General features: G+C 61.2%; 17 protein-coding genes and 1 pseudogene. 8 read left to right on the forward strand and 10 right to left on the reverse strand.

The window, feature by feature from the left end; all coding sequences use genetic code 11:
• The 3 genes and pseudogenes from VJR68_RS03900 to VJR68_RS03910 form a co-directional block, all read right to left on the reverse strand.
• Positions 1 to 470, reverse strand: a pseudogene (locus tag VJR68_RS03900) (hybrid sensor histidine kinase/response regulator); the annotation flags it as partial.
• A 106-nt stretch (positions 471 to 576) separates the two neighbouring features.
• The gene (locus VJR68_RS03905; RefSeq protein ID WP_324146242.1) at positions 577 to 1,602 is read right to left on the reverse strand and encodes a PHB depolymerase family esterase; all 1,026 of its coding nucleotides are present in this window, start codon (positions 1,600 to 1,602) and stop codon (positions 577 to 579) included.
• Between the two features lie 88 nt (positions 1,603 to 1,690).
• Positions 1,691 to 3,913 (reverse strand): TonB-dependent receptor, encoded by a 2,223-nt coding sequence (locus VJR68_RS03910; RefSeq protein ID WP_324146243.1) that lies wholly within the window; start codon positions 3,911 to 3,913, stop codon positions 1,691 to 1,693.
• A 401-nt stretch (positions 3,914 to 4,314) separates the two neighbouring features.
• On the opposite strand from VJR68_RS03910, the gene VJR68_RS03915 reads away from it, so the two are divergent.
• From VJR68_RS03915 to VJR68_RS03930, 4 genes are all read left to right on the forward strand, one after another.
• Positions 4,315 to 5,712, forward strand: coding sequence for a GntP family permease (locus VJR68_RS03915; protein WP_324146244.1), 1,398 nt, complete (start codon positions 4,315 to 4,317; stop codon positions 5,710 to 5,712).
• 134 nt (positions 5,713 to 5,846) lie between these two features.
• Positions 5,847 to 6,125: a hypothetical protein gene (locus tag VJR68_RS03920; RefSeq protein WP_324146245.1), complete on the forward strand. Its 279-nt coding sequence runs from the start codon at positions 5,847 to 5,849 to the stop codon at positions 6,123 to 6,125.
• 477 nt (positions 6,126 to 6,602) lie between these two features.
• Complete coding sequence (typA, locus tag VJR68_RS03925; RefSeq protein WP_324146246.1) at positions 6,603 to 8,435, forward strand: translational GTPase TypA; 1,833 nt, start codon at positions 6,603 to 6,605, stop codon at positions 8,433 to 8,435.
• Between the two features lie 166 nt (positions 8,436 to 8,601).
• Positions 8,602 to 9,942, forward strand: coding sequence for a carbohydrate porin (locus VJR68_RS03930; protein ID WP_324146247.1), 1,341 nt, complete (start codon positions 8,602 to 8,604; stop codon positions 9,940 to 9,942).
• A 66-nt stretch (positions 9,943 to 10,008) separates the two neighbouring features.
• Here VJR68_RS03930 and VJR68_RS03935 read toward each other — a convergent pair whose 3' ends face one another.
• The 6 genes from VJR68_RS03935 to VJR68_RS03960 form a co-directional block, all read right to left on the reverse strand.
• On the reverse strand, positions 10,009 to 11,883 hold the full coding sequence (locus tag VJR68_RS03935) for a beta-galactosidase (protein WP_324146248.1): 1,875 nt from the start codon (positions 11,881 to 11,883) through the stop codon (positions 10,009 to 10,011).
• Between the two features lie 133 nt (positions 11,884 to 12,016).
• The gene (locus VJR68_RS03940; RefSeq protein WP_324146249.1) at positions 12,017 to 14,023 is read right to left on the reverse strand and encodes an enterotoxin; all 2,007 of its coding nucleotides are present in this window, start codon (positions 14,021 to 14,023) and stop codon (positions 12,017 to 12,019) included.
• A gap of 108 nt (positions 14,024 to 14,131) precedes the next feature.
• The gene (locus VJR68_RS03945) at positions 14,132 to 17,146 is read right to left on the reverse strand and encodes a TonB-dependent receptor plug domain-containing protein (RefSeq protein ID WP_324146250.1); all 3,015 of its coding nucleotides are present in this window, start codon (positions 17,144 to 17,146) and stop codon (positions 14,132 to 14,134) included.
• A gap of 193 nt (positions 17,147 to 17,339) precedes the next feature.
• A complete protein-coding gene (locus tag VJR68_RS03950) occupies positions 17,340 to 18,266 on the reverse strand; it encodes a 1-phosphofructokinase family hexose kinase (RefSeq protein WP_324146251.1) in 927 nt (308 codons plus the stop codon).
• A complete protein-coding gene (locus VJR68_RS03955) occupies positions 18,263 to 19,195 on the reverse strand; it encodes a carbohydrate kinase family protein (protein ID WP_324146252.1) in 933 nt (310 codons plus the stop codon). Before VJR68_RS03955 ends, VJR68_RS03950 begins: the two co-directional genes overlap by 4 nt.
• Positions 19,192 to 20,385, reverse strand: coding sequence for a tagatose-6-phosphate ketose isomerase (locus VJR68_RS03960; protein ID WP_324146253.1), 1,194 nt, complete (start codon positions 20,383 to 20,385; stop codon positions 19,192 to 19,194). The genes VJR68_RS03955 and VJR68_RS03960 overlap by 4 nt, the downstream gene beginning before the upstream one ends.
• A 149-nt stretch (positions 20,386 to 20,534) precedes the next feature.
• Here VJR68_RS03960 and VJR68_RS03965 point away from each other — a divergent pair, with 149 nt between their 5' ends.
• From VJR68_RS03965 to VJR68_RS03980, 4 genes are all read left to right on the forward strand, one after another.
• Positions 20,535 to 21,359 (forward strand): fructose-bisphosphate aldolase, encoded by an 825-nt coding sequence (locus tag VJR68_RS03965; protein WP_324146254.1) that lies wholly within the window; start codon positions 20,535 to 20,537, stop codon positions 21,357 to 21,359.
• 106 nt (positions 21,360 to 21,465) lie between these two features.
• Positions 21,466 to 22,725, forward strand: a complete 1,260-nt coding sequence (locus VJR68_RS03970; RefSeq protein WP_324146255.1) for an amidohydrolase family protein — start codon at positions 21,466 to 21,468, stop codon at positions 22,723 to 22,725.
• Complete coding sequence (gene agaR / locus VJR68_RS03975) at positions 22,722 to 23,528, forward strand: transcriptional repressor AgaR (protein WP_324146256.1); 807 nt, start codon at positions 22,722 to 22,724, stop codon at positions 23,526 to 23,528. The genes VJR68_RS03970 and agaR overlap by 4 nt, the downstream gene beginning before the upstream one ends.
• Before the next feature lie 191 nt (positions 23,529 to 23,719).
• Positions 23,720 to 24,013, forward strand: coding sequence for a GIY-YIG nuclease family protein (locus tag VJR68_RS03980; RefSeq protein WP_324146257.1), 294 nt, complete (start codon positions 23,720 to 23,722; stop codon positions 24,011 to 24,013).
• A gap of 38 nt (positions 24,014 to 24,051) precedes the next feature.
• Here VJR68_RS03980 and VJR68_RS03985 read toward each other — a convergent pair whose 3' ends face one another.
• Positions 24,052 to 24,657, reverse strand: a complete 606-nt coding sequence (locus tag VJR68_RS03985) for a class I SAM-dependent methyltransferase (RefSeq protein ID WP_324146258.1) — start codon at positions 24,655 to 24,657, stop codon at positions 24,052 to 24,054.
• Positions 24,658 to 24,700: the final 43 nt, after the last annotated feature.

Raw genomic sequence — 24,700 nt, forward strand, 5'->3', positions numbered from 1 at the left:
TCGTGCCAGGGCGCCGATTCCGCCAGTTCGCCACGGCGCAGCAGCATGTAGCTCATCGCCACGGCTTTCAATTGCAAGGCGATGTACGGAACGATGCCCACCAGCACCACGCACGTCACCAAGGCGGCGAGCCCGGCGTGCCGGCCCAGGCGCACCACGATCAAGTCGGCAATGGAACCGGCGTTGTACTCGCGCGCCAGCTGCACCAGCTTGCGCAACACCGACACCGCGAACAGATACATCAGGATCGCGCCCACGAACGTCGGCGGCAGCCACCAGCCGGAACGGCTCGCCTGCGTGACCGTGCCGTAGAAGGTCCACGACGTGCAGTGAATCGCCAGCGACAGCGCATAGACGATCGCCCAGCGTTTTTCGAACAAATGAGGACGGCGTTCGCCGGTAAGCGCGACGCCGAACAGCAGGCCCAGCCAGATCAGCGCGGCGGTGGCGATCAGGCCGGCGCTCAGCATGGGAATGGCTTGCGCAGGCTTGGGCGAGGCCTGCGTTTCCACAGGCATGGCGATGTTGGAGTCCGCGTGCGCTCACCCCAACCTACGTGGCATCGGCTGTGCCGTATCAATGGCGTATGGGCAATCCCAGGCTTTTTACGGCATTGACCACCCATCGCGGCTGCACGCCCTGCCGCGTGTCGTAGTTGCTGCCCGAATAGCCCCACCAGTCCCAGCATGCCTGCGGATTCAACGGCGCAAAACTAGCCCGCGTCTGAGGATACAGGATGACCACGTCGTAGACGTCGGCCCAGCGATTGAAGCCGGCATCCTTCACGAACGCCTGCCCCACCGCATCGGCGTTCTGCTTGCAACCGTGGAAGGCCACCAGCAAACCGCAACGCTTGCCGGCCGCGCAATCGGGCGGCACGTAGAGATAGCCGGTGGATGCGAGCCATGCATCCGCACCGCCCGGCTTCAGCGCATCCTGATCGAAGCGCTGCAAATTGCCGCGTGCCTCGGCTGCTGCATGCGGTGCGTGCCCGAACAGATGCGTGAAGACTGCGCCTGCGGCATCGAAGCCGCAGTGCCCCAGATAAGGCGAAACGGATTTACCGCAGTCATCGCCCGTGGCCGCGATCGGCAGATTATGTGCAAAGGCGCGCTGACCGTCGTCATCCACCTGCAGGCCGGATAGCCCTGACTCGTTGCGCAAGGCTTCGTAGAAATGCGCACCTGCTTCCGCCACCACCGGCGCCACGACAGCGTCTTGCGTGCCGTGCAGCAGGTAGACACGGCCGTGTGCGAGTTCTTTCAGCGGACCCGTTTCTCCGCTGGCCGCACGCTGCTTTGTCGCCTTCACCAAGGCGGCAACATCCGGCGCAGGCTGGCCTTTCATGCAAGCGCTCAACGCCGTTTGCAGCTTACCTTCGGCGCACCCGTAAGGGCCGCCGGCGATCAAGGCCGCGTTCGGGAACAATTCCGGATAGGCGATCTGCATTTGCGTCGCCATGTAAGCGCCGGAGGAAAGTCCAGCCACGGCCACGCGTGAGGCGTCGAGCTTGAACTTGGGCAATGGCTGGGCGGCATCGTCTGCGTATACCGCGCCTGCCACCAACATCAAACCCATGCACAGAGTGCCGATCAAACGCATGACTTCATTCCCTCAGTAGGCTGGGATGAAATCCCAGCATCGCCATTCCCATCCATGCTGGGATTTCATCCCAGCCTACGCTGCATATCTAGAACGCATATTTCGCCGACAACGTCACCATCCGCGGTGGCCCATAGAAGCCCGTCACGATGCCCAGCGCCGCAATGTTATAGCCCGTCGTGCGATACGACTTGTTACCCAAATTGGTACCTTGCAAGCTGATCGACCACGGCTGATCGATCTGCCAGATCAGGCCCGCGTTGAGCAAGCCATACGAACCCTGCCTGATCAACGGCGACAACGTCGTCTCCGGCCACACAGAGGTCTGATACTGATAATTCAAGCGCGCATTCAAATCGCCATGCGCACCCAGCGAAAAACTCCGCTGCAGCGTCAACCCGCCCGACCATTTCGGTGCATTGGTGAAGAACTGCGTGTTGGCGATATTCACGCCACCACTGAGGAATTCGGTGTACTTGGTATGCAGGTAGGCGAAGTTGCCGCTGAGCGTCCACGCCTGCGAGGGATACCACGCAAACTCCTCTTCGAAGCCGTCGATATGGCCCCTGCCTGCGTTGGTGAAGTCGCCGAAGAAACCTTGCGTGCCGTTCGGCAGCGTGTATGAGGTAAACACCGACAGCTGGATGTTCGAGTACGTGTTGTGGAACACCGCCGAGTTCAGCATCAGCTTGTCATCGAAGAAACTCATCTTGCTGCCCAGTTCGTAGGACTGCACTTTCTCGTCCTGGATCGGGCGGCAGGATTCGGGAATCGCCGCGCAGTTGGCGCGGATGTTGTAGCCGCCCGAGTGGAAGCCTTCGCTGTAGCTGCCGTAGAGTTTTATCTGCTCGTTCACCGTGTAATCGAGCGACACCTTCGGCGACACGTTGTGCGACGAATGCGAGCCGGTGAAATTCGCCAGTGTGCCGATCGGGGTGCTGAACGCGCCATCCGCATACAGGTAGTTCTGGATGATCGCCGTCTTCCTTTCGTCGGTCGCGCGCACGCCCACGTCCAGGCTCCACGACGAGCTGATATCCCAGGTGAAGTCGCCATAGGCCGCATAACTGCGCGTACCCATGCTGCCGCCGGTGCTGCCGTATTCGGAAAAACCCAAAGTGCTGTAGGGCGGCGAACCCAGAAACACGTTGTGGATTTCGCCGTCCGCCGAACCGTTGAAGTAATACAGGCCCATCACACCATGCACCGCGCCGCCGGAATCGTAGTTCGCCTGGATTTCCTGACTGAACTGGTGATCTTTATAGATCGCACCGACGTCGGCCACCGCCACCGGCAAGGTATCGAAATCGATATTGCTGTCCGTCTTGGAACTGCGATAGGCCGTGATGGATTTCAACGTCCAATCCGAGCTGACAATCCAGTTCAAGGTCAGCGCCGCGCCCTTCATCTTGGTCCAGTTGAGCTGCGGCATGCCGCTGCGCGTGTTGTAGTCGCTGCCTAGCGGCTGGTACTGCGGGTAGAACGAATTGGGCTCCAGCATCTTTGCGCCGCGCGGATTGGAGTTGTCGTGCATGCCGTCGATTTCCAACTGCGCATTGAAGTTCTGCGTCGGAAAGAAACCCAGCGTGCCGCGCGCCGCATTGGTGTTCTTGTTGCCGTTGCGGCTGCCGGTGAGGATGTCGCTGCCGAAGCCGTTGTTGTGCTCGCTGGCCACCGCCACGCGTCCACGCCATACACCGTCGGCCGAAGCACCACCCACCGCGGCCTTTACATCCTTCTCGCCATGCGTACCGGCGGTCACATCCACCGAACCTTCGGTCTTCGTCGGCAATGGTTTGGACACGTATTTGATCGCACCGCCGATGGTGTTCTTGCCGTACAGCGTGCCTTGTGGACCGCGCAGCACTTCAATGCGATCCACGTCGAACACATCCAGCAAAGTGCCTTGCGGGCGCGCCATGTACACATCATCGAGATAAATGCCGACCGCGGGATCGAAACCCCAGGTGGGATCGGCCTGGCCTAAGCCGCGGATATAGGCAGTGAGCGTGGTGTTGGAACCGCGCGCCGCATAAATCTGCAGATCCGGCACCTTGCCCTGCAGATCGCTCAGGTCTTGCACGTTCTGGTTGTAGAGCGATTGCGAGGTGAAGGCGCTGACCGCGATCGGCACATCCTGCAGGGTTTCTTCGCGTTTACGCGCAGTGACAGTGATCTGATCGAGCTTCTTCGGGTTGCTGCCCTGGCTCGTCTGGTTGGGGTCGGCCGTGTTGGTGGTTTGCTGTGCGTACAACGGTGCGGCGCAGGCCAAACTCAAACCAATGGCCAGACTCAAATGGCTACGCTTCATGTCTCCCCTCGCATTGACGTGCATCCGCCCACGGATGTCGATGTTGCGCAGCTTAGGCAAGGGGTGGATGGGTGACACTTGTACCTTCGTACAGTGCCGTTGTGCGTGGGCCTACCTGGATACTCGTTGCATCCCTCGTTTCCAGAAGAGACAGGTATCTGCACACTTGGGTCAATGTCCATACATGCGTTGCCGTCATTCCGGCGCAGGCCGGAATCCAGTTTGAATACGTCGTGCGAAGCACTCAGAACCTTATATTTCGTGTGCTTCGCACGACAGGTTTCACTGGATTCCGGCCTGCGCCGGAATGACGCCGAGGCGCGGCGGGCTTACACCGGCAAGATGCAGATGGCATGGAGTGACGCGACGCGTCGCTGAGTAGATCAACAAGGAATAACGCAATGGCTTTTCTCATCGTGCTGGCAGCCCTGTGCTTCCTGATGCTGGCAGCGTATCGCGGCTACAGCGTGATCCTGTTTGCGCCGATCGCCGCACTCGGCGCGGTGCTGCTGACCGATCCATCCTTGGTCGCGCCGATGTTCACCGGCTTGTTCATGGACAAGATGGTGGGCTTTCTCAAGCTCTACTTTCCGGTGTTCATGCTCGGCGCGGTGTTCGGCAAGGTGATCGAGCTGTCCGGTTTTTCCAAAGCCATCGTCGCTTCCACCATCGGGCTGGTCGGCCGCAGCCGCGCGATGCTTTCCATCGTACTGGTGTGCGCGCTGCTTACCTACGGCGGCGTGTCGTTGTTTGTGGTGGTGTTCGCGGTGTATCCATTTGCGGTGGAGCTGTTTCGCGAATCGAATATTCCCAAGCGGTTGATTCCGGGAACGATCGCGCTCGGCGCCTTTACCTTCACCATGGATTCGCTGCCGGGCACGCCGCAGATCCAGAACATCATTCCCACCGCGTTTTTCGGTACCACCGCATGGGCAGCGCCGTGGCTCGGCAGCCTGGGCGCATTGTTCATTCTGATCGTGGGGATGCTCTATCTCGACTCACGTCGTCGCAAAGCCGCTGCGGCCGGCGAAGGCTATGGCGATAACCTGATCAACGAGCCGGCACCCTTCGATGGCAGCAAGTTGGTGCATCCGTTGATCGCGCTGTTGCCGTTGGTGCTCGTTGGCGTTGCCAATTTGCTGTTTACGCATTGGATTCCGCGCCGCTACGGCCCCACGCAATCGTTCGTACCGGCGGTGATCGGCAATCCGCCGCCAGTGGTGCAGGAAGTGTCGAAGGTGGCCGCCATATGGGCCGTGGAAGGCGCACTGCTGCTGGGCATCCTGTGCGTGCTGCTGTTTGCTTGGCGGCCCGTGACCAAGCATTTCGCCGAAGGCAGCAAGGCCGCAGTAAGCGGTGCATTGCTTGCTTCGATGAATACCGCCTCCGAATATGGCTTCGGCGCCGTGATCGCCGCACTGCCCGGTTTTCGCGTGGTGGCCGATGCCTTGCGTGCCGTACCCGATCCGCTGGTCAACGAAGCTGTCTCGGTGACGGCGCTCGCCGGCATCACCGGTTCCGCATCGGGTGGCATGAGCATCGCTTTAGCCGCGATGGCCGATACCTTCGTGCAGAACGCCAAGGCCGCGGGCATCCCGATGGACGTACTGCATCGCGTGGCTGCGATGGCTTCCGGCGGCATGGATACGTTGCCGCACAATGGCGCGGTGATCACCTTGTTGGCGGTAACGGGACTGACGCACCGGCAGTCGTATCGCGACATTTTCGCTGTGACGCTGATCAAGACGGCGGCGGTGTTCGTGGTGATCGGCGTGTATTACCTCACCGGCCTCGCGTAGGTTGGGGTGCGAACCCCGACAGGCCGGCGCTTGCGTGCATCCCGATGCTGGGGTTCGCACCCCAACCTACGACGCGCTTGCGATCGTCATGCACGCCGGGCAAGCTTGCGCGTTTTCACCATGCGGAGCCGCCCATGTCCAAGCAAACGAACATCCTGCAAATCCTTCCCGCCAACGGCTGGGTTGCCGTCTACGACGAGGCCGGCGAAGAAAGCGCCGCCACCCTGGTCTGCTTCGCCCTGGTGGAAACCCTCGACGGCGGCAACAAGGCCCAGGCCGTGCGCCCGATGTGCGCCGACGGCAAGCACATCGTCTTCGCCGACGACGCTGCCAACTTCGTGCGCGTCGAAGAGCTGGCGGAGTTCGAGGAAGACGAAGAGGACGAGGAAGAAGAAGTCGAAGAGGACGCCTGAGGCAGGTTGGGGTGCGAACCCCAACATCGCATCTCCCTCGGCATAAGGATGTTGGGGTTCGCACCCCAACCTACGCCCTACGAAAGAGCATCGGAACCACAAGCATGCTGGGATTGCCATCCCAGCCTACGAGAGCAAGCGAGTTGGCGACACACGCATCGCTAGCCGCCCGCGCAGGACGCGCGCCTGCTCTTCCGGGCCTCATCGGGTGCGGTGAAGGGCCTGCACCCCTCCCCGGATGCAGCATGAAGCCCGGGCACAAGCATGGCGACGGTGGGGTTCGGCTTCGCGTCACCGCCAACCTGCGCGGCACCGAAAAGCCTCCACGCAAGAACAGCCCCTCACCCCGGCCCTCTCCCCGGCGGCGAGGAAGTTCAAACGACGCAAGCAACCTGTCACATAACCCCGTATAATCCACAGGTTAACCCTGACCGAAACTATCGCGGCGGCCCTACGGCCCGCCCACCTCCGGCACTCATGTCCATCGAAAACCTGCGCAATATCGCCATCGTCGCCCACGTCGACCATGGCAAAACCACCCTCGTCGACCAGCTGCTGAAGCAGTCGGGCACCCTGTCCGAACGCACCGTGCTGGCCGAACGCGTGATGGACAGCAACGACCAGGAAAAAGAACGCGGCATCACCATCCTGGCCAAGAACACCGCCATCACCTGGCGTGAAAACCGCATCAACATCGTCGACACCCCAGGCCACGCCGACTTCGGCGGCGAGGTGGAGCGCGTGCTGTCGATGGTGGACACCGTGCTGATCCTGGTCGATGCGATGGACGGCCCGATGCCGCAGACCCGCTTCGTGACGCAGAAGGCGTTCGCGATGGGCTTCAAGCCGATCGTGGTGGTCAACAAGATCGACCGCCCGGGCGCCCGTCCGGAATGGGTGGTGGAGCAGGTGTGGGATCTGTTCGACCGCCTTGGCGCCACGCCGGAGCAGATGGAATTCCCGATCGTCTACGCCTCGGCGCTCAATGGCTACGCCTCGCTCGATCAGGACGTCCGCGAAGGCGACATGACCCCGCTGTACCAGGCCATCATGGATCACGCGCCGAAGCCGGAAGTGGATCCGGAAGGCCCGTTCCAGATGCGCATCAGCCAGCTCGACTACAACAACTTCGTCGGCGTCATCGGCATCGGCCGCATTCAGCGCGGCACGCTGAAGAAGAACATGCCGGTCGCGGTGATCGACCGCGAAGGCAAGAAGCGCCAGGGCAAGGTGCTGCAGGTGCTGGGCTTCCTTGGCCTTGAGCGCATCGAACAGGAAAGCGCCGAAGCGGGCGACATCGTCGCCATCTCCGGCATCCAGGAACTCACCATTTCCGACACCGTCTGCGCGTTGGACAAGCCCGAAGCGCTGCCGGCCCTGACCGTCGACGAGCCGACGATCAGCATGACCTTCCAGGTGAACAACTCGCCGTTCGCCGGCAATAAGGATCTTTCCGGTGGCAAGTTCCTTACCAGCCGCCAGCTGAAGGATCGCCTGGAGCGCGAGCAGGTACACAACGTAGCGCTGCGCGTGGAGCAAGGCTCCGACGCCGACAAGTTCCTGGTCTCCGGCCGCGGCGAACTGCATCTGTCGGTGCTGATTGAGAACATGCGCCGCGAAGGCTACGAACTGGCCGTGTCGCGTCCGGAAGTGATCATCAAGGAAATCGACGGCCAGAAGATGGAGCCGTTCGAGCAGCTGGTGGTCGACGTGGAGGAAATCCACCAGGGTCCGGTGATGGAGCGCCTCGGTGTGCGCAAGGGCCAGCTGAAGAACATGGAGCCGGACGGCAAGGGTCGCGTGCGCCTGGAATACATGATCCCGGCGCGCGGCCTGATCGGCTTCCAGAACCAGTTCAAGACCCTCACCCAGGGTTCGGGCCTGCTGTTCCACGTGTTCGACCATTACGGTCCGAAGGAAGAAGGCCAGATCGCCAAGCGCCTCAACGGCGTGATGATCGCCAACGCCGGCGGCACCACCCCGGCCTACTCGCTGGGGCCCCTGCAGGAACGCGGCAAGCTGTTCGCGGCCGAAGGCGACAACGTGTACGAAGGCCAGCTGGTCGGCATCCACGCCAAGGACAACGACCTCACCGTCAACGCGATCAAGCCCAAGCCGCTGACCAACATGCGCGCCTCGGGCAAGGACGACGCCATCCAGCTGACCCCGGCGACGAAGTTCTCGCTGGAACAGGCGCTCGACTTCATCGACGACGACGAGCTGGTGGAAGTGACGCCGAAGGAAATTCGTCTGCGCAAGAAGCACTTGACCGAGAACGATCGTAAGAAGGCTTCGCGTAGCGCGGGTTGATTGGCGTTTGCGCGTTGATAAGAAAGGTCGCCGCAAGGCGGCCTTTTTTATGGGCTATATGACATGCCAGCGTCCGTAGGTTGGGGTGCAAACCCCAACATTGTCATGCAAACATGCACAGTCATGTTGGGGTTTGCACCCCAACCTACGCCTATCATCCACGCCCATGCCCCTGATACCAAAACGTCGTCAGCTTTTGTCCTGCCTGTTACTCGCGGCATTGCCGCTGTGCTCGCATGCCGACGACGCCCCGCTCTTCATCCCGCAATGGCTCGGCGCGCAATACACCTTCGTCGACCAGAACCAGTCGCGCGTGCACTCGCCCTACGCCGGCCCGCTCAGCCTGAAACCGGACGGCTCCACCGCACGTTCACACACTTTCGGCGCGTACTTCGGCGTCGCCCTGCCCTGGCACTTCCAGTACTACTGGGACGTGGAGATGTTCAAAGGCGAAGGCGTGAGCAATGCCACCGGCATGGGTGGACTCACCAACGGCGACATCATCCGCTCCGGTGTTTCCAGCCTGGGCAAACGGCCCTACGTGGCACGCAACTATCTGCGCTGGGTGCTGCCATGGGGCGACGAAACCACTGAAGTGCAACGCGGCCAGGATCAATTGCCCGATCACGAAGCGGTAAAGCACATCGAGGTGAAAGTCGGCTTGATGGCCGCCAACGACGACTTCGACAAAAACCGCTACGCCAACGCCACCCGCACGCAGTTCATGAACTGGTCGCTGTGGAACAACACCGCCTGGGATTTTGCCTCCGACACGCGCGGCTACACCGATGGCGTGATGATCGGCTGGACAATGAAAGGCTGGGCGCTGCGCTATGGCATCTATCGCATGCCGGTGGAAGCGAACGGACAGGCGCTGGTGAAATCACTCAGCGCATCCAGCGGACAGCAGCTTGAATTGACGCTACAACCGAAACCCGATGGCTGGGCGCTGCGTCTGCTGGGTTACTACAACAAGGGCAACTTCGGCTTTTACCAGCAAGCGATCGAGATCGCCCAACTCACCGGACAAACACCCGACATCCATGCCGATGACAAACCAGGGCGCCATAAATTCGGCTTCGGCATCAACGGCGAACTGCCGATCGCGGACAACGGCGACACCGGCTTTTTCATGCGTGCCGGCTGGAACGACGGCCATGCCGAATCCTTCATCTTCACCGAGGTCGACCGTTTGCTCAGCGGCGGCTTTCAGTTATCCGGCGCGCACTGGCATCGTTCGGATGATCGGCTTGGCGTGGGCATCGCCATCGATGGGCTCTCGCGCGAGCATGCGCAATACCTGCAGATGGGCGGCAGCGGTTTTCTGCTTGGCGATGGCGGCTTGCGTTATGGACCGGAGCAGATTGCCGAGGTGTATTACAGCATTGCGGTGATCGATCACCTTACCATCAGCCCCGATCTGCAGTTCATCCGCAACCCCGGCTACAACCGCGATCGCGGCCCCGCGCGATTTGCGGGCCTACGCGCACATGTTCAATTCCCGTAGGTTGGGGTGCGAACCCCAACATTCGGATCTATGCAGACATGGCCATGTTGGGGTTCGCACCCCAACCTACGCCAGGTGATCGCTGCAACGAATCGCCGTCGGCATCACCTTGTGCATGTCGAACACCAGCACTTCATTGCGCCCGCGCCATAGCCACGGCCCCGGACAGAACAAGCGCTGCTGCGGCCCGATGCGCCAATAACGCCCCAGCAAATGGCCATTGATCCACACGTAGCCTTTGTCCCAATCGCTCATGTCGATATAGCAATCGCCAACCTTGTCGAGCGTAAACACGGCCTTGAAGAACATGCCCGGGCGCAAGCGTGACGGCGAATCCGCGCGCATCGGCGGCAAGCCGGCGATGTAAGCGTCGTCCAGCGGCAAGCTGTGCGCCTGCCAGCCATGCAGCTCCTCGCCATCCAGCGTGACCGCACCGACGATACCTTTGAAGTCGTACATCGCCTGGCCATAACCCACGTGGCCGAAGCTGTCGACGAGAACGTCCACCACTGTGCCCGCTCCATTCGCCGGCGGTGGAATGTCCACGTAATTCTTTACATGCAAGCCAGGCTTGTTGACGCGCGACACATAGTCCAGATATTTGCCGTCACTGAAAATGGTGCCGTAGTCGCGCAAGCCTTCCATGTTGAGCATGCCGCCGTTGAGCAACGTCTTGCGATACACCACCATGCCCTGGTTCTGCGCAAACAACATTTCATTCGGATCGGGCTTCTTCACCATCCGCGACGGCAGCGGCAAGTTATCCCAGATCGATGCATAAGGCTGCGCGATCAATGGGGAAAAATGCGCCAGCGGCACCGGCGGCGGCAGCTCGGCCGGCGGATGCGGCAAGTGCGCGGCGATGGTTTTACGGAAAGCGTGGTAATCGCGCGTGGGATCGCCGCGTTCGTTGATCGGCGCGCCATAGTCGTAGCTGGTAATCACCGGCTCGAAATTGGCGTAGTCATTGCGCGCATTGGCGCCGGCCGTGAAACCGAAATTGGTGCCACCGTGCACCATGTACATATTGAAAGAACGGCCTTCCTCCATCAGCTTGCGCAGCGTCGGCAGATAGTTGCCGTGCTGGAACGTGAGGTCGCCCCAATGCGTCAGCCAGCCGGGATAGCCTTCGCTCATCCACACCGGCGCATCGCCGGCGATAAGCTGCGCCGCGGCGAAATCCGTATCGCCATCCAAACCCAGCGCCGCGCCGGGCACATAGGTACCGGCGTTCTGCAACTGGCCCAGGCCGTCGGCAATCGAGAAGGGACCGTCGACGCCGTGCGCCTGCCACATCGTGCGCAAGCGCAGGAGATACTGCGCGTCGTGTCCAAAGGAGGCGTATTCGTTCTCGATCTGCACCATCAGGATCGGGCCGCCGTTCTTTGCCATCAACGGTGCAATTTTTGGCCCGATCGCATCCATGTAGCGCTGCACCGCCTGCATGTAGCGCGCATCGTCCTTGGTACGCACGCGAATGGACGGATCACGCAGCAGATAAGCCGGCAAGCCACCCAGATCCCACTCCGCGCACACGTAAGGACCGGGGCGCAAATACACCCACATGCCTTCTTCCTGGCACAGCTTGAGGAAACGCACGAAATCGCGATTCTCGGTGGTGAAATCGAACACGCCCGGTTCGCTTTCGAAGTAATTCCACATCAGGCAGATCGCGATGGTGTTGAGGCCCATCGCCTTGGCCATGTGGATGCGGTGCCGCCAGTAGTCGTTGGGGATGCGCGCGGGGTGCATCTCGCCGCTGCGGATCTGGAACGGTGCGCCGTCGAGCAGGAATTGCTGGCGGCCGAGTTCGAAGCGACGGGGTTTGCCGTCAGGGGTGGGTTCAAAGGCAGGCTTGGCGGCAGCCTCCTCCGCAAGCACCGGCAGGGTTGTCGCCAACGGCGTCAGCAGGGCGAATCGGAGAAAATCGCGGCGTTGCATGAGTCCCTCGCTCAAGATGGGGTTGGACACACCCCAACCCACACAGTGAGGCGGGAGGTTACCGTAGGTTGGGGTGCGAACCCCAACACAGCCATCCCTGTCGGCATATCGATGTTGGGGTTCGCACCCCAATCTACGGGGTCAGTTCAAGGGTCACTACTTCAAACGGCGCCAGCGTGATCGTGCTCACATGATCGGCATCCAGTTGCTTCGGCACATCGCCGCCGCTGTTCCACACATCGCGCACATGAAACCGGCGCGCCGCTGTCTTAGGCAATTCCAACTGCCGCTGCAGATCGATCACCGCCGTCTGCGGCCGTGCATCCGGATTGCGCAAGGTGATGATCGACTTGAGCGGCGACCACGCCGCCCAGCCATACACATCCAGCCGTCCCGGGTCGCCGCCGATCCAGTGCGAGTCGCGCAAAACGTCGGCATGGGCGCGTGACCACTTCGCCGCATCGGCCAGCACATCCCAATCGTCCTTGCTCAGCAAGGACGGGGTGATGTACATCTCCTGCAACTGCGTGCCGGTGGCGAAGTAGGAATGCACTTCGTTGGCAAAGTCATGCCCCGGATCGGTATTCAAGCGCTTGTTCATCTGCGCATAGATGATGCCGTGGAGCATCAGCGAGTTGAGCGGAAACAGCGGCCCCTGGATCACGACGTTCTCGTAGGTCTGCTGGTCGCGATAGGTGATCCACTGCTCGCGCTCCGTACCCACGCCGGCGTGCCAATCATCCTCGCCGCCGCGCCAGATCGAATCGGCATAGCGCAGCCAGAACGGCGAGGCCCACGTGCCGGTAGTGAGGTTGATGAAGGTATCGGGCTTGTGGTCGCGGATGTCCTTGATCAACTCGATTGCCGCGGCAAAATCGCTGTCGAAGCGGCTGCCTGGAAACACGCTGTCCGCGTTGCCGGTGCCATCGAACTTGAACTGGTTGATGCCGTCTTCGTCGAGCAGCTTCATCACCACGTCGTGGAAGCGCTGGTAGTACTTGGGTCCTGATAGCGCCAAACCATCGTTGACGATCTCGTAGCCAGCCACCCTGCCGTTCTTTACCCGCTCTTCCTTGGGCGTGCTGTAGCCGCCCCACGGCGACAACCACATGCCGGGCGCAGCGCCGTATTTCGCGGCGGCGTCACGCAGCGGCGCAAAGCCATGCGGAAAATCCTTGCTGAAATCCCAGCTGCCGGAACGATCGTCCCAGCCGTCGTCGAACAAAAAAGAATCAAGCTTCACGCCACGCTTCACGGTCAGCTCTTCGCCAAAGGTGTTGATGCGATTCAGCGCTTCGGCTTCCGTATACGGCGTGAAATAACCGATGTCGTACCAGGAGTTGTAATGCAGGAAGGTACGGTACGGATGCGCCCGTTCGCGCTCTACGTAAGTGGCGAAGTCGCGTCGAAGCTGGCCCTCCCGCACCACGCCTACCACCGCGGCATAAGTAATCGACTGCCCTTTGCGCAACGGCAGGCTGCGCGCCATCGACAACAGCACGTGCTTGCCGCGCACCTCGCTATCGGACAGCGGATTCTCCATGCCCATGTACAGATTGCCCGCCACCACCGGCGAGCCCTTCACCACGCCATCCACTTCGGCGTGATCGATGCTGGAAGGCAACAGTGAAACGCTGGTAAGCGGTTCATCCTGCTTCAGCGCCGTGACGATCACTTCTTCGCGCAGATACGGCGAACCCTCGCGCTGGATCAGTTGCCATTGAATGCGGAAGCGATGTTCCGTATCGCCGAATACGGCGCGGACGACCTTGCCCGGAAGGCGATCGGCAAGCCTGGAAGCGTTCGCGTCGACGCGTAGATCCTGCTCCGACGGAGCTACCAGCAGTTGCATGGCGCTGGACTTGATGAATTGCTTGTTGGGCAGCGCCAGCGTGAAAAGCTCATCGACCTTCAGCACCTGGCCGTTGTCACGGTCAGTGATGGTAATGGCGGAGAGCTTGCCGTCCGCAACATCCCAATGCACCCCGATGGCCGCATTGCCGAAGCTGGCATGACCGCTGGTGGCAGCGTAAGAGGGGGTGCCTGCGTTGAGGATGACCGCATCATTGGCGTGTACGAGCCCCACCCATACGCATAGCAAGCTCGCAACGAGCGCTTTTTTCAAGTGTGTTTGATACATGCAAATGCCCTTTAAACGTAACGACCTGGTCGTAGGTTGGGGTGCGAACCCCAACATCGTCATGCACGGAAGATGGCGATGTTGGGGTTCGCACCCCAACCTACGGGCTCAAAACCGCTGCTGATACCGCATGTACACAAACCTCCCCAGGTCATACGACGAATTGAAATCAAACGGCGTATCCCCGCTCGCATAGCCACCATACACATTCGGGCTCACGCGGTTGAAGATATCGTTCGCACCCAGCGAGATGGTCGCATTCCACGGCGCATTCCAATACACCTGCACGTCATTGAACGTCACCGATGGAATCTGCGTCTGCGGCATCACGCCCACGCCCGGCGCATAGTAATCCGGCAAGGTGCATGGAAAGGCAGTCATGCCCAGGGAAGGATCGAACGCGCAATTGGACTTGTACGGCGAGAAGTAGCGTGCGGTCCAGCTGGCGCCAAAATTGTGCCAGCTCCAGTTCAACGTCACGTTGCCGCGCAGCCGCCAAGCGCTGTAGAAATTCTGCGTATTGCCGGCCATGTAGACGACGTTGGAACCCACCGTCGGCAGCATGTTGAACTCGGTGAGGTAAGTGCCATTCATGCCGAGCTTGAAGTCGCCGAAGCGCGTCTGCGGAAAGCGGTAGTTGACCGAGAAATCGTAGCCCCGCTCTTTCATCCAGCCCGCATTCGTTTCCAGGTTCAGCAGGTTGATGATCTGACCTGTCGCCGGATCGCGCTGGAACTGCCCGCAGGCCGAAGTGATGCTGTACTGATAGCAATCGGCCAATAGTTGATCATTGCTGATGCCGGTGATCAGGTTGCGGATGTTGTAGGTCCACCAGTCAACGGTGGCATCGAAGCCGGGCTGCCACGAGGGGCTGTAGACCAGGCCGATATCGCCGTTGTACGAGGTTTCCGGCCGCAGCCTGGAATTGCCGCCGGTCCAGTTGGTACTCGGCATATAGCCCGAGCCGCTCGGCGTGTTGATGGGCACACCGGTGTTGTCGGTCTGACGGAAATTGGCCGCCACACCTGGAATGCCGCCGAAGCCAGTGAGGCAGCGTTGCGCCACCAGCGGACTTTGCCCGTAGGCGGAAGGTCCGTACACCGCATCGCACGGATCGGTAAACGTGCCGGCCGGATAACGTCCCTGGTAAAGATCGTTGACGGTCGGCGCGCGGAAACCCGTGCCGTAGCTGGCACGAACCAGCACGTCGTTGATCGGCTTCCAGGTCAGCTTGAACGAGCTGTTGGTGGTGCTGCCGAAGTTGCTGTAGTGCGAATAGCGCGTGGCCACGTCCAGGCTCAGGCTTTGCGCACCGGGCAAATTCTTGAGCAGGGGCGCATTGATTTCCGCGTACGCTTCGTTGAGGTTGTACGCGCCGCTGTTCGGCGCCACGCCACCGTCGGTGGAAGCCCCGGTATAAGCAAACGCATCGGGGCTGTCATAACCGGATTCGTCACGATGCTGCACGCCGGTGGAGAACGTCAGGTCGCCGCCCGGGAGTTCGAACAGATTGCCGCCGAAGTCGGCCACCCATGCACGCTCATTGCTGCCGTAATGCTCCACGCTGTTGATGGCAATATAGTTGAGCATCTGTGGCGTAAGCGGCGCCAGCGGATTGATCGGCACGCAACCGGCAATCACGTTGCCCGGCGTACCGCACACCACCGTGCCGTTCTGCAGGAACGACGGTCCCAGCGCATTGGCGACGTTGATCAGGTTGAAATAACCCGTGCGCACATTCACGCCACTGATCTTGCTGTCGTACATGTAGACGTCCCAGTTGAAATCGTGGGAGCCGAGGCTGAACACGCCGTCCAGGCCGACGCTGTAGCGGTAGTTCTTGGGATCGTTGTAGCTGCGATAGCTGTCGTCGGTGATGCGCTGCGCGATGCTGAGGTCTTTCAGGCCATACACCGGGTTGTAGTAGCTGTAGCGGGACAGCAGCGACGGAAAGGCGCTGTGCCCGCCCATGCCGGAATAAAACAGCGGCAGGCCGGACTTGGCGTACTCATAGTCCGCGTTGTAGCCGTAGTTGAACTTGAAGGTGATGTTGTCGGTGATCTTGTAGTGCGCATCCAGATACAGGTTCTTGGTGCGGTCCGCGGTCTGCACCATGGTGCGCCGGGCGGCGTTGCTGTTATAGGTCTGGTCGCCGGGATTGACGATGTCGCCATCCGCGCCGTACGTCGGGCCGACATAGGTGTGATAGTCGGCAGGATTCATCGGATTGCCACCCGGATTGAGCACCAGCCGCCCGCCACCCGCAAACGAACTCGGCGCATTGCGAATCTGCGGCTGCACGTTGTACGAGCTCAACCCGTAATACGGATGTTGCGCCGTATAGGGATATGCCGAGAACAGTCGATCGTCCGCCCATACCGGGCTCTGGTTCTGATACGACAGGCTGAGCACGATGCCGAATTTGTCGGTGCTCTTGCCGAACGTGACGCTGCTCTGCGTCTGGCGGCCGTCGCCGTGCGGCATGTACTGGCCATTGAAGGTATCGAGCTGCACGCCGTTGAAATTCTTCTTGGTGATGATGTTCACCACACCGGCAATCGCATCGGAGCCATACACCGCCGAAGCGCCCGTCGCCAGAATATCGATGTGATCGACGATGGCCGTCGGGATCACGTTGATATTGGTATAGCCACCATGCGCGGCGCCGATGCGCTGACCATCCACCAGCACCAGCGTGCGCATCGCGCCGAGGCCGCGCAGGTCGATAAAGGCGCCGCCCTGGTTCGGGCCCAGATCGCCCGGCGCGTTGCGGCTCAGATCCGGTGGCGACATGGAAGAAACGTTCTGCAGCAACTGGCCGACGGTGGCGAAGCCTTGCTTCTGGATGTCCGCCGCGCTGATCGTCACCACCGGCTGTGCATCTTCCACATCCACGCTGCGGATGTTCGAGCCCGTTACCGTGACGGCCTGCAAGCTCACCGGTTTCTTGGCCGTTGTCTGATCGGTGTCACCATTGCTGGGGGTCGTTTGTGCGCTGGCATATCCAGCCAGGGACAAACCCGCCAGCACCATCGTTACGTGCAGGCCCAAGGCTTTTTTACGGCAAGCCGGGGCCGTTGTGCCGCGCGTCGCTTCGCGGCATCCCGTGTTTTTCGCAAACATCTGGAACTACCCTCCCATGTTGTTGGGCGTCGTCGCACGGCGTGGGACCATGCGTGCGCGTGTCATGTCCGAGCGAAAGCTCCCCTTGCGCCACGGACGTGTTGTTGGTTCAAGCTCCTGTCGCAGGTTGGGGTGCGAACCCCAACATCGATATGCATGCCCGGCCCAATCTTGTTGGGGTTCGCACCCCAACCTACAGGCGGCGCACGGTCACGTTCGGCAGCAACGCATCCACCCTGCTGCGCTCCGCAAAACCCGTCTCTTCCGATTCCGCGTTCGCCACGCCACACGCCACCGCCAGGCGCAGCGCCTGCTCAAGCGGCAGCTCACGCCTGATCGCCACCGCCATGCCGGCAAGAAAGCAATCGCCGGAACCCACCGCGTTGCGCAACTGCGCCGAGGCAAGCTGCGCATGCCACACGCCGGTGTCGTCTGCCGCGATAGCGCCCAGTTCACCCAGTGTCACCACCGGCATCGCAATGCCGCGCTCGCGCAGCGCGGCCACCGCCAGCTGCGCGGCTTCGACATTGATCACCGGATGACCGACCAGCGCGCTGATTTCGTCACGATTGGGCTTCACCAAAAAGGGGTTTGCACCCACGGCCTGGCGCAATACATCGCCCGATGCGTCAACCAGACAGCGCTTGCCGAGATCGTGCGCAAAGTCGACCAGGCCGGCATACAGATCATCGGAGAAGCCACGCGGCAAGCTGCCGGAGAGAATCACCAGATCGCTCTTTTCCGCGCTGCGGCCGAATTCGCGCAGCAGATCGTCCTGCTCGAGCTGACTGAGCTGCGGTCCCTGCCCCAGCACTTCGGTCATGCTGCCGTTCGCTTCCTGCAAGGCGAAGCATTGACGCAGGTGGCCTTCGATCTCCACACCACGAAACAATACGCCGCGCGCACTCATCTGCCGCGCGATAAACGCCTCATACGCATCGTCGACCGGCCCGACCAGCCGCACGCGTTCACCCAGCGCGGCGATGGTTTGTGCCACATGCACACCCTTGCCACCGGGATAGATTTTCTCTGCACGCATGCGGTGCACTTCGCCGGGCGTCAAGGCATCGATCTGGATAAAGCGATCGATCGCGGTATTGAAGCCGGCGACGGTGATCATGGCGTCGCCCTCATCAAGGTTTGCGCTTCATCTGCGGTTGCCTGCCGCGTGGTGCCGCCGATCCCGCGCGTCGATAGGCTTCCACACGCACTGCCCCAGCGCATGCAATCGAGCCAGGGCATATCGCGCAGCCATGCATGCAGAAAACCGGCGTCGAAGGAATCGCCGGCGCCGGTGGTATCGACGGCGTCGATCGCATACGCCGGCACATCCAGCCATTGCTCGCCCTGCAGGCTGGTGCAGCCGAGCTGGCCGCGCTTCACCACGGTACGCGTGCGCCCGTTCTGCACGAAGCGCAAGGCGGCGTGCAAATCGCTGCAGCCGGTAATCGCCAGCAACTCTTTTTCGTTCGGCAAAAAGATGTCGACCTCGTTCAAGGTCTCAAGCAGATCCACACCCCATTGCTGCGCCGGATCGAAACCAGGGTCGAGCGAGGTGCTGAGTCCTGCCCGCTTCGCGCGTGCAAACAATTGGCGGCAATCCGCGCGCAAACCTTTCTGCAGGTAATACGAAGAGATGTGCAGATGGCCGGCACTTTGCAGCCATTCGTCGACGATTTCATCCGCGCGCAATTCCGACATCGCGCCCGGAAAGGTCACCAAGGCGCGATCCTGTCGCGTAGAGAGCGATACCGTCACACCGGTGCGCAAAGCAGGATCGGGGCTCAGCGTCGACACATCGATGCCCGCATCGCGCAAGGCCTGCATGCAAAACGCACCGGAGGCATCCGCACCCAGCAGGCCATGAAACATCACCGCGTTGTCCAAGCGCGCCAGACCCATCGCGCAGATCATCGACGAGCTGCCCGGCGTCATCAGGAAATCTTCCGCCAGCACTTCATGCCCCGGTGCGGGAAAGGCATGGCAGCCCTTGAACACGAAGTCGACGTTGATTTCGCCGATCACCAGGATGCGCGCCGGCGTACTCATGGCGCGGCTCCGTGCAACGCGAAGTCTTCGACGACGCGCGTCAGCACGCCTTCGGAAGGCGTATCCGGTTTGCCGCCCAGTTCAAGGCAGCGGAAGAAGGCCAGCAGTTGCGCCACCACCACACCGGCCAACAAGGGCGATACCTCCGGGTTCGATGCACTGGCGGAGGTGGTGATCGCCACATCGCCGGCGGCAAGCACGTCTGCCGGAATGTCATCGCCCACCACCAGCTTGGCCATGCCAAGTTGCTTGCGCGACAACTCGCGCAGCACATCGCATTCGTAGTGGCGCACGGTGGGATCGGCTGACAACATCGCGATCACCAGCGTGTGCGGATGCACGAAAGACATCGGCCCATGCCGCAGGCCGAGGAAAGTTTCCGCCATCGTGACGACCTTGCCGCCGGTCATCTCCAGCATCTTCAAGGCACCTTCGCGCGCGGCACCGAACGCGGCACCGCTGCCGAGATAGACGGCCGCATGCATATCACGCCCAGCCAGCGCGGCGATCGCATCGGCATGCGTATCGAAGATGCGCTGCGCATTCGCGGCAGCTTGTTCGATGGCGCCGGCATGCAAGGCATCGCCTAGCAAGCCCAGGCCACCCAGCAGCAGATTGGTGAAGCTGCTGGTCATCACCAGGCTGCGATCGTTGGTGCGCTCATCCAGCACCAGCACGCTCACGCGCGGCTCGTCGCGGTATTGCGTGGCCAGCTTGCCTTGCGCATTGCAGGTGACCACCAGATGCCGCCATGCCGATGCTTCGGTCAGCACGGTATCCACCACCGCGGCGCTCTCCGGGCTATCGCCGGAACGGGCCATCGACACCAGCAAGCCCGGCCCCGGCGGCAGTACGCTGCGCCAGTGTGTGAGCAAGGTGCCCGCTGCGATCGCCTGCACGGGAATACCGAGCGCCGTCTGCAGCAACGGCGCCAGGCATTCGCCGATATAGATGGAGCTGCCCGAACCGGTCAGCACGAGGTGCTCCGGGCGCGGTTCGAGGGCGTTGGCCAGCAGCGCTTGCGCTGCCGCGTCATGCACATGCTGAAAGGTGTTTTGCCAGGTGGCGGGCTGTTGCAGGATCTCCCGCAAGGTGTCGGCATAGCCGGCGGCGCGCTGGGCCTCGGCAGGCTTTTCCAGCAAGGCCATCAGCATGTCGTTTTCTTTCGTTTTCTTATGAAGACTTGACATTTTGTCCGATTCGCCCGAATGTGAAATCATTCGATGACGCCTCCAGAGTATTCGAAATGAAAGATCACTTACAAGAGCTTTCGAAAGCTTCCAAAAAATTTTCCAAACTTGCTCTTTCCCACGGCAAGCGAACGCGCCTATGGCGCCTGATGTACGGCCATGGCCCGCGCAACGGCAGCCTATTGGTACTGCCGCTGGATCAGGGTTTGGAACACGGACCTACGGATTTCTTTCCCAATCCACCGGCAATCGACCCGGAGTATCAGTTCCGCCTTGCGGTGGAGGGTAATTTCTCCGCGATCGCGCTGGGGATCGGCCTGGCGGAAAAGTACCTGGGCGAGTGGTGCGGACGGATTCCGTTGATCCTCAAGCTCAACGGCAAGACCAACATTCCCAGCGATGCGGACGCCACCTCGCCGCTGTTCGCTTCGGTGGAAGATGCGGTGCGCCTGGGTGCGGATGCGGTGGGCTACACCATGTACGTCGGCTCGCCGCGCCAGCACGACGAGTTTCGCCAGTTCGAAAAAGTGCGCCAGGATTGCGAACGCTTCGGCATGCCGCTGGTGCTGTGGTCGTATCCGCGCGGCGCGGCGATCGATGCCAAAGGCGGCAAGGGCAGCCTGTACGCGCAGGATTACGCGGCACGTGTCGCGTTGGAACTGGGCGCGGATATCGTGAAATTGCACGAGCCCGATGACAACACCGCCAACACCCCCAAGCCGTACAACACGCTGCAGGAAGACGCCTCCGCCCGCACGCAGCGCGTGGTGCGTTCGGCCGGCCGCACCATGGTGCTGTTCTCCGGCGGCGAGAAGAACGACGACGATGCCGCCGTGCTGCGCAAGGTGGAGTTCTACATGGCCTCCGGCGCCACCGGCGTGATGTTCGGCCGGAACATGTGGTTGCGTCCGCTCGATCAGGCGATTGCGTTGGTGCAGCAGGTACATCAGATCATGGCGAAGCATCCGCGGTAGGTTGGGGTGCGAACCCCAACATGGCGCGATGATCGGCATGGCGATGTTGGGGTTCGCACCCCAACCTACGCATCATCCCAGCAGTTCATTCAACGACCCAGCAGCGATGCCACGCAGCCAACACAAACCTAAGCCATCCACTTGGTCCTTCCACACCCAAACCCGCGCCGGCTGCTTCTGCTGCGCGCCACCGCGCGGTGCCGGCACCATCCAGGCAAACAGCAAAAACCCGCTGCAAACCGCTCCCGACCGCAGCAAGAACGACCTGCGCCTGAAAGACTTCAAACCACGTAGCATGCTGCGCGTGCCGAAAACGCGCATCGAACAACCGCGCTTCCCGGTGATCGACGCACACACGCATCTCACCTGGTCCACGCACGTGCGCAACGGCGTGTCGGTCGGTGAAGACATCACCGTGTTCGCCAAGCCGGAAGACCTGCTGCCGGTGATGGATCGCAAAGGCATCCGCACTCTGGTCAATCTCACTGGCGGCGTCGGCAAAGGCCTGGAGCAAAGCATCGCGCTGTTCGACCAGGCGGCGCCAGGTCGTTTCATCACGCTGACCGAGCCGTCGTTCGAATACTTTCCGCAAGCGAACTATCCGCAATTTCAGGCCGATGCCATTGCGCACGCGCACCGCATCGGCGCACGCGGATTGAAGCTGCTGAAAACGCTGGGACTGTATCTGCGCGAACAACTCGACAGCGGCCCGCTGGTCGCGGTGGACGATCGCCGCTTCGATCCGATGTGGGAAGCCTGCGCCGCCTACGACATGCCGGTGTTCATGCATGTTTCCGATCCGGAGGCATTCTTCCTGCCGACGGATGAGCGCAACGAACGCTACGAAGAACTCAGCAACCATCCGGACTGGTCGTTCTATGGCCCCGAATTTCCCAGCAACGAGGAACTGCTCGCCGCGCGAGACCGCGTGATTGCCCGCCACCCCAAGACCACCTTCGCACTCATGCATGTGGGCAACTGGGCGGAAAACCTTCAAGCCGTGGCCGATTGCCTCGACCGCTTCCCCAACACCCTGGTCGACATCAGCGCACGCATCGGCGAACTCGGCCGCCAGCCGCGCACGGCGCAGCGCTTTATCGACAAATACCAGGACCGCATCCTGTTCGGCACTGATGCCGTGCCCTCACCCTATGGCGACGACGTGCCGCAGCAACTGTTCTGCGACGAGCTCTACGACATCTATTACCGCTTCCTGGAAACCGAGGACGAGTACTTCGACTACGCCCCGGCCGAGACCCCGCCGCAGGGGCGCTGGTCCATCTACGGGCTGGGCCTCAAAGACAGCGTGCTGCGCAAGATATACCATGACAACGCCGTCAGACTGCTAAAGCTCGCCCCATCATGAGTGAATCCCGCGCCGCCGCACCTACGCAACGCCTGCTTGTCGAAGAGCGCCGACGCCTGATCGTCGAATACATCGAAGCCAATGGACGGGCCACCGTCGAGGAACTCGCCACCCGCTTCGGCACCTCCACCGTCACCATCCGCAACGACCTGGAATCCCTCGCCCGCGTCGGCGCCATCGCCCGCTCGCACGGCGGCGCCCTGCCCGCCACGCAAACCTTCACCAACGACGTGCCCTTGAACATCAAGGAAACACGCTCCCACGCGCAAAAACTGCGCATCGGCCAGGCCGCCGCCAAGCTCATCCACGACGGCGACACCATCATCCTCGACTCCGGCTCCACCACCGCGGAAATCGCACGGCAGATCCGGCAGATGAAATTCGAATCGCTGACGGTGGTAACCAATGCACTCAACATCGCACTGGAGCTTTCCGGGCTGCCCAACATCCGCGTGATGATGCTCGGTGGCCTGCTGCGCCCCACCGCTTATTCGCTGGTGGGGCCGGATGCGGAACAGGCGCTGTCGCGTATCTCGGCCGACAAGCTGTTCCTGGGCGTGGACGGCATCGACCCCACCGTCGGCGTTACCACACCCGACCCGTTGGAAGCGTCACTCAACGCGCTGATGATCCGCGTTTCCCGCGAAACCATCGCGGTGTTCGATGCGAGCAAGCTTGGGCAGCGCAGCCTTTCGGTAATCACGCCGGTGTCGACGTTGAATACCGTGATCACCGATGAGAGTGCGCCGGAAGAGATGGTGGAGGCATTGCGCAGCGCGGGTGTGAGCGTGATGCTCGCGTAGGAACGGCCTACGGAAGAAGGGCACTTCAGCTGGCAGTAATCCCTCCCGCTCGTCATTCCGGCGAAGGCCGGAATCCAGTAAAAACATTTCGTGCGAAGCACTCAACACAAAAGGTTATGAGTGCTGCGCATGACGTATTTAACTGGATTCCGGCCTTCGCCGGAATGACGATGAGGCAAGGATACGCCCTCATGAAGCAACGGCAGCCCTGCGTCTACATGCTTGCAAGCCAGAGAAACGGGACGCTCTATACTGGCGTCACAAGTGATCTAGTCAAGCGCATCTGGCAACACAAGAACAATGTCACCAAAGGTTTCTCCAGCCAATACGATGTCCATTTGCTGGTGTGGTATGAACTCCATGACTGCATGGAGTCGGCCATCATCCGGGAAAAGCAACTGAAAAGCTGGAAGCGGAGCTGGAAACTCCGGATGATTGAGGAAATAAACCCCCAATGGATCGACCTCTACCCTTCAGTCCTTTAGCGCCATCTCCCTAGTCGTCATTCCGACGTCCATGAGAATCACCCACCCCAACTCCGCTCCAACGCCGCCACCTGCCGTTCCAACCGCGGCCCCAAATAACAATGCGATCCGCACGCCAGCAACCCCACCTCGCGAAACTCGCGCAAATACCACGCCGGTGACCGCAGCGTCAGCTCGTGCCGATCGCCCTCCAGATCATCGCGATTGGTAAACACTTCCAGAAACGCGATCCCCTCCAGCATTTCCCCGATCCCCACCAAGCCGGCGCGAATCTCTGCCGGCTTGAGGTAATGCAACACATCCGTGCACACGATCACGTCAAAACGCGTGTCGAAACGCAGCTCGGCCAACTGCCCGAAGCGCGCCAAGCCAATATTCCGGCGGCTGCCGTAACGGCGCACCACATACTCGCTGGAATCCAGGCCGCGATACGCCACATCCGGCCGCAACGCCATCAACGGCGCACGCCAGACGCCTTCGCCACACCCCACATCCAGCACGTTGCGAATCGGCCGGCCCAGGTAATACTCCGCCTGCGCCACCACCATCGCCACCTTGCGCTTCAATGCCGCCGCCGAGCGCACGGCATGCCTGGGGTCGCGGTACCACTTGTCGAAATAAGCCTGGTCGTAAGTTTTGCGCATGCTTCAACTCCACAGGAACGTGGATGGTAACCGCGCTTTAACA

Origin of the sequence: Dyella sp. (assembly GCF_035277725.1) — a bacterium.
GTDB lineage: Bacteria > Pseudomonadota > Gammaproteobacteria > Xanthomonadales > Rhodanobacteraceae > Dyella_B.